Below are 8,924 nucleotides of genomic sequence, written 5' to 3'. Positions count from 1 at the left end.
GGCGGGGGGCCGCGGCCGAGGGGAGCGCGGCCGCCGGCCCAGGGTCCGAGGCCTGAAACCCAACCGCGCCGGTCGGACGCCCCGAAGAGGCCTGGGCCAGGGATGGCCTGCAGGCCCCTTCGGGGGCCCGCTGAGGGCCCACCCCGCGCCTGCGGAGGCCTTTGCGGTAAAATGGCCCCTCGGGAGGATCTCGCGGAGGGAGCGCGATGGGCTTGCCGTGGCGGATCGCCATCGACGGGCCGGCCGCCTCGGGGAAGAGCACGCTGGGTCAGCGGCTGGCCGCCCACCTGGGCTATCTTTATGTCGACACCGGGGTGATGTATCGGGCGGTGACCTGGGCCGCGCTGCGCCGGGGGGTGCCCATCGCCGACGAGGCGGCCTTGACCGGTCTGGCGGAGACCCTAGATCTGGACATCGCGCCCCCGACGGTTCAGGACGGCCGTCTCTACACGGTGCGGGTGGATGGCGAGGATGTGACCTGGGATCTGCGGCGGCCCGAGGTGGACGCCGCCGTCTCTCAGGTCTCTGCCTACCCCGGCGTCCGCCGCGCCCTGACCCGCCGCCAGCGCCAGATCGGCCTGCGGGGGCGGGTGGTGATGGTGGGGCGGGATATCGGGACAGTGGTGCTGCCAGAGGCCGACCTGAAGATCTACCTGGATGCCCGCCTCGAGACGCGGGCGTGGCGCCGCTACCAGGAACTCCAGGCCCGCGGCGCGGACGTGCCCTTCGAGGCCGTCCTCGAGACGATGCGGCAGCGGGACGCCCTGGATCAGGGGCGGGAGGTGGCCCCGCTGCGCCCGGCCCCCGACGCGGTGGTGCTGGACACCACCGCTCTCGACATCGAAGGGGTCTTTCAGAAGGTCTTGGACCTCATCGCCGCCCGCTGCCGGGAGACGTCCCATGTGGCGGGTTGAGTTGCACGCCCACACCGTTTGTTCCCCCGATGCCCTGATCCCCCTGGAGCAGTTTCTGGAGGCCTGCCGGCGCCGCGGGCTGGACCGCGTGGCGGTGACCGATCACAACACGCTGGACGGAGCCCTGCGCCTGAAGGAGCGGGCGCCGGATTTCGTCATCGTGGGCGAGGAGATCCGGGCCCGGGAGGGGGAGGTGCTGGCGTTCTTCATCGAACGGGAGATCCCGCCGGGCCTTTCCCTGCTGGAAACCATCGAGCGGATCCGCGCCCAGGGCGGGGTGGCCGCCCTGCCGCACCCATGCGATCGGGCCCGGAGGTCCGCCGTCGGGCGGGCGGTAGCCGAGCAGGTCCTTCCCCTGGTGGACGCGGTGGAGGTGTTCAACGCCCGCTGCCTCTTCCCCGGCGACAACGCCTGCGCGGCGGCCCTGGCCGCCCGTTTCGGCAAGCCGGGCTTCTCCGGGAGCGACGCCCACATCCCCTGGGAACTCGGCCGGGCTCCCACCCGGATGCCGCCCTTCCAGGACGCGGCCGGCTTCCTCCAGGCCTTGGCCCAGGCCCAGCCCACCGCCCGCCACAGCCCCTTCTGGGTGCACTTGCTCTCCACCTGGGCGAAGAGACGCCAGGCCCGTCCCCGTGGATGACCGCTCAGGCTGGCCAGATCAGCCAGCCGGCCTCCGGATGGCGCTCCACCCGTAGCGGGATCTCGTAGGCGGCCTGGAGGAGGGCCGGCTGCAGCACCGCCTCCGGCGGGCCGAAGGCCAGGGACCGCCCGTTCTTGAGCAGCAGCAACTGATCGCAAAAGCGGGCGGCCAGGTGAAGATCGTGGACGGCCAGCACGCCGGCCATGCCCCGGGCGTGGATCAGGGAGCGGAGAAGGCGCAGCAGCCGGACCTGATAGTGCAGATCCAGGTGGGCGAAGGCCTCGTCGAGCAGCAAGATGCGGGGGGTCTGGGCCAGGGCGCGGGCGAGGAGCAGGCGCTGGCGCTCTCCCCCGGAGAGGGTTCCCACCCGCCGCCCCGCCAGCGGCCCGGTCTCGGTGTGGGCCATGGCCTCCGCGATGGCCGCCCGATCGCGGGCCGAGAGGCCCCCCAGCCAGGGAAGATAAGGGGTGCGGCCGAGGGCTACCACCTCCTCGCCGGTGAACGCCTCCGGGATCCCGGTGCTCTGGGGGACTACCGCGATCCACCGCGCCCGCCGTTCCGGCGGGAGCCGGTGCAGGGGGATCTCCTCCCAGAAGATGGCGCCGGCCTGCGCGGGCGCCACCCCGCTGAGGGCCCGGAGCACCGTCGTCTTCCCAGCCCCGTTGGGGCCGATCAGGCCCAGGGCCTGCCCCGGGGGGACCGTGAAGCTCAGCCCCTGCACGGCGATGCGATCGCCGTAGGCCACCCACAACCCCTCCACCCGCAACATCCCCTACCTCCCACGCCGGGCGCTCCCCTCTATTGTAACCGGCGGCCGTCCCATGTTAAAGGCTTCCTGGAGCACCTTGACGGGGCCCGGCGATCATGCTATCATAAGGGCCCGTCATCCCAAGATCTGGCGGATGAGAAAATCATACACCCTATATCTGGGGGTCTCCGGGCGTGCGCTGCCCCTTTTGTGGGGGGTTGGAGACGCGGGTGATCGACACCACCCCGGAAGCGGACCGGCAGGGGGTGCGGCGGCGGCGGGAGTGCACCCATTGTCAGCGGCGTTTCACCACCATCGAGCGGCCGATCCATCTCACCCCCATGGTCATCAAGCGGGATGGGCGTCGGGAGCCGTTCGATCGGGAGAAGCTGCTGCGGGGGATCCAAATCGCCTGCGCCAAGCGGCCGATCCCGGCTGCGGCCCTGGAGCGCCTGGTGGAGCGCATCGAGGCCCGGCTGCAGGCCCTGGGGAAGCCAGAGATCCCGAGCCGCCAGATCGGGGATCTGGTCATCGCCGGCCTCAAGGAACTGGATGAGATCGCCTACATCCGCTACGCCATCGTCTATCTGGGGTTGAGCGACCTGGAGAGCATCCGACAGGAGATCGACAATCTCCTGCAGGCCCGTGCCCGGGAGGGAGGCCCCTCCGTCGGAGAGGGTTGAGCCCGCGTCCGGCGCATCATCCCCCCGGGCTTCCGGCCAACGCCGCATGTCGGCCGGAGGACTCCCGGGAACGTCCCACATCCGGTTCGATCCGCTCGCCCCAATGCCGTCACCGGAGACGCCATATGTTTGGATCTCTGGGCTTTGGACCGCCAGATCTGGAGGTCCCTGTTCTGCGCGCTTCGGGTGGGTTCGGAAACCTGTCCTGAGGAGGGCGCCATGACGACGCGGTGGGAGATCCGGGTGGATGAAGCGCATCCCGAGGACGAGATCCCCTTGACGGAGAACGGCCGCCTCGTCCTGGAGCGGCGATATCTGCGCAAGGGGCCGGACGGCCGGCCGGTGGAGACCATCCCGGAGATGTTCCGCCGGGTGGCCCGGGCCGTCGCCGAGGCGGAGAAGGAACTCGGCGGGGACCCGGGGCTCTGGGAGGAGCGCTTTTACCGCCTGCTCACCTCCCTGCGTTTCCTGCCCAACTCCCCCACCTTCACCGGGGCCGGCACTCCGTTGGGGCAACTGGCGGCGTGTTTCGTCCTCCCCCTGGAAGATGACATGGGCAAGATCCCCGGCGGCATCTTCCAGACCCTGCGGGACGCCGCCCTGATCCAGCAGACCGGCGGCGGCAACGGCTTCTCCTTCTCCCGGCTCCGCCCCAAGAACGCAGTGGTCTTCTCCTCGATGGGCCGGGCCACCGGCCCGGTGGGCTTCCTGCGGGTCTATGATCGGGCCTTCGGGGAGATCGCCCAGGGGGGGACGCGGCGGGGCGCCAACATGGCGGTCCTGCGGGTGGATCATCCGGACATCGAGGAGTTCATCACCTGCAAGACGGACGAGAACGCCATCACCAACTTCAACATCTCGGTGGGCATCACCGACGCCTTCATGCGGGCGGTGGAGAACGATGAGGAATGGGCGCTCCGTTTCCCCGACGTGCTGCACCCGGCCTACCGGAACTTCCGCGGCACCCTGGAGGACGCCGAGCGCGCCGGCATCCCCATCCAGGTCTACAAGCGGGTGCGGGCGCGGGATCTCTTCCGCAAGATCGCGGCCCAGGCCCACCACAACGGCGAGCCCGGCGTCCTTTTCCTGGACACCGCCAACCGGTCCAACCCGGTGCCCCATCTCTACGCGTTGGAGGCGACCAACCCGTGCGGCGAGCAGTGGCTGGGGCCGTATGAGAACTGCTGTCTGGGCTCGGTGAACCTGGCCCGCCACGTGAAATACACCAACGGCCGGGCGGAGGTGGATTGGGAGAAATTGCAGGAGACGGTGGAGTGGGCCACCCGCTTCCTGGACGATGTGGTCCAGGTCAACCAGTATGTGCCGGCCGTGCCCCAGTTGAAGGAGTCCGCCTTCCGCACCCGTCGCATCGGTCTGGGCTTTATGGGCCTGGCCGACCTGATGTATCACCTGCGGATCCGCTACGGCTCCGAGGAGGGCCAGGAGTTCGCCGCCCAGATCGCCGAGTTCATCCGTTATCACGCCATGCGGACCAGCATCGAACTGGCCAAGGTTCGCGGCCCCTTCCCGGCCATCCGGGGCAGCATCTACGATCCGGAGGATCTCCGATGGGAGCCCCCGCGGCCCCTTAAACCCTACACTCGGGACTGGGGCCGGCCGCCCCTGGACTGGGGGGCCATCGTCGAGGGGATCCGCCGCCATGGCATCCGCAACGCCGCCCAGACCACGGTGGCCCCCACCGGCACCCTCTCCACTGTGGCCGGCTGCGAGGGATACGGTTGCGAGCCGGTCTTCGCCCTCGCTTACATCCGCTACGTCCACGAAGCGGACGGGCGCTTGGAACTGCGCTACGTCAGCCCGCTTTTCATGCGCGCCCTCAAGGAGGCCGGCCTGGACGAGGCGGCCCGCGCCCGGATCGTGGAGGAGGTCCTGCGCAAGGGCACGTGCCAGCACATCCAGGAACTGCCGGACTGGATCCGCCACACCTTCGTCGTCGCCCAGGACCTCACCCCCGAGGAGCACGTGTGGATGCAGGCGAGCATCCAGGCCTTCATCGACAACAGCATCTCCAAGACCATCAACTTCCCCGCCACCGCCACAGTCGAGGACGTCGAGCGCGCCTACCTGCTGGCCTGGAGGCTGGGGGGCAAGGGGTTGACGGTGTATGTGGCCGGCTCCCGGGAGAAGGAGGTGCTGGAGACCTTGGAGACCAAAGAGAAGAAAGAAAAGAAGGAGGCCGCTGTGGTCCCTGCGCAGCCGGCGTTGCCCCAGCCCCTCGGGCCCACGGTGCGGCCCCGCCCCCAGAAACTGGCCGGGGTCACCTATCGGATCGCCACGCCGGTGGGGACGGCCTTCATCACCCTGAACGAGAACGGGGAGGGCCAGCCCTTCGAGGTGTTCCTCAACGTGGGGAAGGCGGGCTCGGATATCGCGGCGGTGGCGGAGGCCATCGGGCGCCTGATCTCGCTGTTGTTGCGCCTGCCCTCCCCGGTGCCGCCCGCCGAGCGGCTGCGCCAGGTGGTGGATCAGCTCCACGGCATCGGCGGGGGGCGCGCCCTGGGCTTCGGGCCGGATCGCGTGCGCAGCCTGCCCGACGGCATCGCCCGGGTGTTGGCGGAATATCTGGCCGAGCGGGGCTGGGAGGCGCCTGCACCCCCCGCGGCCGCCGTCCAGCCGGCCCTCCCGCTCCCGGAGGCCGCCGAGGGGGAGGCCGACCGCTTGGGGCCGGTGGGCGATCTCTGCCCGCAGTGCGGGGAGGCAACCCTCCTGGAGCAGGAGGGGTGCCGCACCTGTTACAACTGCGGCTACAGCGAGTGCTGAACCCAGGGGCGCAATGCCGCGGCGCCGGAGGAGGTTTTGCAAACATCCTCGGCGTCGTTTGACAGCCTCTCGGCTTGTTGCTATAATCTGTCATCGCGTCTGCCCAGCGGGACCTTCTCCCAGGCCCTCTTCCCGCGCGGGCCGGGCGGGTCCTGTTCCGTCGGGGCGCCGCGCGGGCGAGGTCGTCGCAGTGTCGATGCGTCCCGAGGCGGTTTCCCCCACGGCAGATGCGTGTCCGCCCAGGCCAGCGGGCGGCTGAGGCCGAAACAGCCTCCGATTGAGGAAGGAGACCGATGCGACGGGCACGTGCGCCGAAACGTGAGATCGCTCCGGACATCCGTTACAACAGCGTCCTGGTCGCCAAGCTCATCAACAAGGTGATGATGAACGGCAAGAAGAGCCTGGCGATGCGCATCGTCTACGGCGCCTTCGATCTGGTTGAGCGCCGCACCGGGCGGCCGGCCATGGAGATCTTTGAGAAAGCCCTGGCCAACACCAAGCCGCTGTTGGAGGTCCGCCCGCGGCGCGTGGGCGGGGCCACCTATCAGATCCCGCTGGAGGTGCCGCCGGATCGCCAGGTCAGCCTGGCTTTGCGCTGGATCGTCAACGCGGCCCGTGAGCGTCCCGGCAAGTCCATGATCGAGAAACTCGCCGCCGAACTCATCGATGCGGCCAACGGGACGGGGGCGGCGGTGAAAAAGCGGGAAGACACCCATCGCATGGCCGAGGCCAACCGGGCCTTCGCCCATTATCGGTGGTGAGCCGGGGGCGCGTCGGGCGGCAGCCGGGCGCGCGGACCCCTGCGCGGCAGGCGCGACGGCAGAGGGCCGTGACCCTGCCGCTGGACAACCGGGGGATCTCCCGCTGGCGCAGGACGGGCCCGCGTGGGGCGCGCGGGAAGCGGAGGCCCCTGCCCTGGGGGGCAACGGGGGCACCAGGGATCTTATCCGGATCGTTGCGGAGGGAGCGAGAGGGAGATGCCGCGCGAAGTTCCGATCGAGAAAATCCGAAACATTGGGATCATCGCCCACATCGATGCCGGGAAGACAACGACAACCGAGCGCGTCCTGTTCTACACCGGCAAGACCTACAAGCTGGGCTCCGTGGACGAGGGGACCACCGTCACGGATTACATGGAGCTGGAGCGCGAGCGGGGGATCACCATCACCGCTGCGACCGTTGCCTGTTACTGGCGGGAGCACCAGATCAACATCATCGACACCCCCGGGCACATCGACTTCACTGCTGAGGTCCAACGGAGCCTGCGTGTGCTGGACGGGGGTGTCGTCGTTTTCGACGCCGTCCACGGGGTGGAACCCCAATCGGAGACCGTCTGGCGCCAGGCGGATCGCTACGGGGTGCCACGGATCTGCTTTGTGAACAAGATGGATCGGGTGGGGGCGGACTTCTGGAACACCATCCAGATGATCCGCGAGCGCTTGGGGGCGAACCCCGTCCCCCTTCAGATCCCGATCGGGTCCGAGGCCGACTTCCGAGGGGTGGTGGATCTGCTGGAGATGCGGGCCATCTACTGGGTGGACGACCTGGGAACCCAGATGGCCTTCGAACCGATCCCTCCGGACCTGGAGGAGGAGGCCCGGCGGGTCCGGGAGGAACTGGTCGAGCGGATCGCCGAGACCGACGACACGTTGACGCTGAAATATCTGGAGGGGGAGCCGATCGCCGTCGAGGAGCTCCGGGCGGCCCTCCGCCGGGCCACCATCGCGGGGAGGCTGGTCCCTGTGCTGTGCGGCTCGGCCCTGCGCAACAGGGGGACCCAGCCGTTGCTGGATGCGATCGTGGACTACCTCCCCTCGCCGGTGGATATCCCCCCGGTGAAGGGGGTGAACCCGATCACCGGCCAGGAGGAGACCCGCCCGGCCTCGGACGATGCACCCCTGGCGGCTCTGGTCTTCAAGGTGGTCAGCGATCCTTACGTCGGGCGCCTGGTGTATTTCCGGGTGTATTCAGGGAAGATCACCGCCGGTCAGCAGATCACCAACTCGACCCGCGGGAACAAGCGCGAACGGGTGGGGCGTGTCCTCCGGATGCACGCCGACCGCCGGGAGGAGATCAAAGAGGTCTACGCAGGAGACATCGCCGCCACCCTGGGGTTGAAGGACACCTTCACCGGTGACACCCTCTGCGATCCGGAGGCCCCCATCGTCTTGGAGAGCATCACCTTCCCCGAGCCAGTGGTCTCGGTGGCCATCGAGCCCAAGACCATAGCCGACCAGGACCGCCTGAGCGAGGCCCTGCGCAAGCTGTCCGAGGAGGATCCCACCTTCCGGGTGCGCACGGATCCGGAGACCGGCCAGACCATCATCTCGGGGATGGGCGAGTTGCACCTGGAGGTCCTGATCGAGCGGATGAAGCGGGAGTTCCGGGTGCAGGCCAACGTCGGGCGCCCCCGGGTGGCCTACCGGGAGACCTTCACCCGGCCGGTCAAGGGGGCGGAGGGGCGCTTCGTGCGCCAGACGGGGGGCCGGGGTCAGTATGGACACGTCATCATCGACTTCGAGCCCCTGGAGCGGGGCAAGGGCTTTGAGTTCATCGACGCCACGGTGGGTGGCGTCATCCCGAAGGAGTTCATCCCGGCCATCGAGAAGGGCCTCATCGAGGCCATGGAGGCTGGGGTGTTGGCCGGCTACCCGCTGACCGACATCCGGGCTATCTTGGTCGGCGGTTCTTACCACGAGGTGGACTCCTCGGAGATGGCCTTCAAGGTGGCGGCCTCCCTGGCCTTGCGGAACGCTGCCGAGCGGGCTGCCCCGGTGCTGCTGGAGCCCATCATGCGGGTGGAGGTGATCGTGCCCGAGGCCTACACCGGGGATGTGGTGGGGGATCTCTCCTCCCGCCGCGCCCAGATCCAAGGCATTGAGAACCGGGGGAAGGGAATTCAGGCCATCCGGGCCTTGGTGCCCCTCGCGGAGATGTTCGGATACGCCACCACCCTGCGCTCCATCACCCAGGGCCGGGGGACCTTCTCGATGGAGTTCGATCACTACGCGGAGGTACCGCCCCATCTGGCGGAAGGCATCGTCCGCGCTGGCGCGAAGAAGCCCGTGGGGCGTTGACCCAAGCCCGTCGAAAAAACTCTGCTCAGGAGGGGAGCGATGGGGAAGGCGATGTTTGTGCGGGCGAAGCCGCATGTGAAT

The 8,924-nt window shown here is 69.0% G+C and carries 7 protein-coding genes; 6 read left to right on the top strand and 1 reads right to left on the bottom strand.

Annotation, left to right across the window (positions count from 1 at the left end; translation table 11 throughout):
- The first annotated feature begins 206 nt into the window (after window positions 1-206).
- A complete protein-coding gene (gene cmk, locus C4313_RS10365; protein WP_352429788.1) occupies window positions 207-914 on the top strand; it encodes a (d)CMP kinase in 708 nt (235 codons plus the stop codon).
- A complete protein-coding gene (locus C4313_RS10360; RefSeq protein WP_352429787.1) occupies window positions 901-1,554 on the top strand; it encodes a PHP-associated domain-containing protein in 654 nt (217 codons plus the stop codon). Before cmk ends, C4313_RS10360 begins: the two co-directional genes overlap by 14 nt.
- A gap of 4 nt (window positions 1,555-1,558) precedes the next feature.
- Here the strand turns inward: C4313_RS10360 and C4313_RS10355 are convergent, their stop codons facing one another.
- The gene (locus tag C4313_RS10355; protein WP_352429786.1) at window positions 1,559-2,323 is read right to left on the bottom strand and encodes an ABC transporter ATP-binding protein; all 765 of its coding nucleotides are present in this window, start codon (window positions 2,321-2,323) and stop codon (window positions 1,559-1,561) included.
- A gap of 173 nt (window positions 2,324-2,496) precedes the next feature.
- Between C4313_RS10355 and nrdR the strand changes: the two genes are divergently transcribed.
- The 4 genes from nrdR (at window position 2,497) to fusA (ending at window position 8,843) form a co-directional block, all read left to right on the top strand.
- Window positions 2,497-2,985 carry a transcriptional regulator NrdR gene (nrdR, locus tag C4313_RS10350; RefSeq protein WP_352429785.1) on the top strand — a complete coding sequence of 163 codons (489 nt, stop codon included), beginning with the start codon at window positions 2,497-2,499 and terminating at the stop codon, window positions 2,983-2,985.
- A 219-nt stretch (window positions 2,986-3,204) separates the two neighbouring features.
- Window positions 3,205-5,766 carry an adenosylcobalamin-dependent ribonucleoside-diphosphate reductase gene (locus tag C4313_RS10345; RefSeq protein WP_352429784.1) on the top strand — a complete coding sequence of 854 codons (2,562 nt, stop codon included), beginning with the start codon at window positions 3,205-3,207 and terminating at the stop codon, window positions 5,764-5,766.
- A 293-nt stretch (window positions 5,767-6,059) separates the two neighbouring features.
- Window positions 6,060-6,527 carry a 30S ribosomal protein S7 gene (gene rpsG / locus C4313_RS10340; protein WP_352429783.1) on the top strand — a complete coding sequence of 156 codons (468 nt, stop codon included), beginning with the start codon at window positions 6,060-6,062 and terminating at the stop codon, window positions 6,525-6,527.
- Window positions 6,528-6,743: 216 nt separating this feature from the next.
- A complete protein-coding gene (gene fusA / locus C4313_RS10335; RefSeq protein ID WP_352429782.1) occupies window positions 6,744-8,843 on the top strand; it encodes an elongation factor G in 2,100 nt (699 codons plus the stop codon).
- Window positions 8,844-8,924 lie beyond the last annotated feature (81 nt).

It is taken from the genome of Thermoflexus sp. (assembly GCF_040289485.1).
Taxonomy (GTDB): Bacteria; Chloroflexota; Anaerolineae; order Thermoflexales; family Thermoflexaceae; genus Thermoflexus.
The sequence above is the reverse complement of the archived record's forward strand: the minus strand, read 5'-3'. Positions and strand labels throughout refer to the sequence as shown.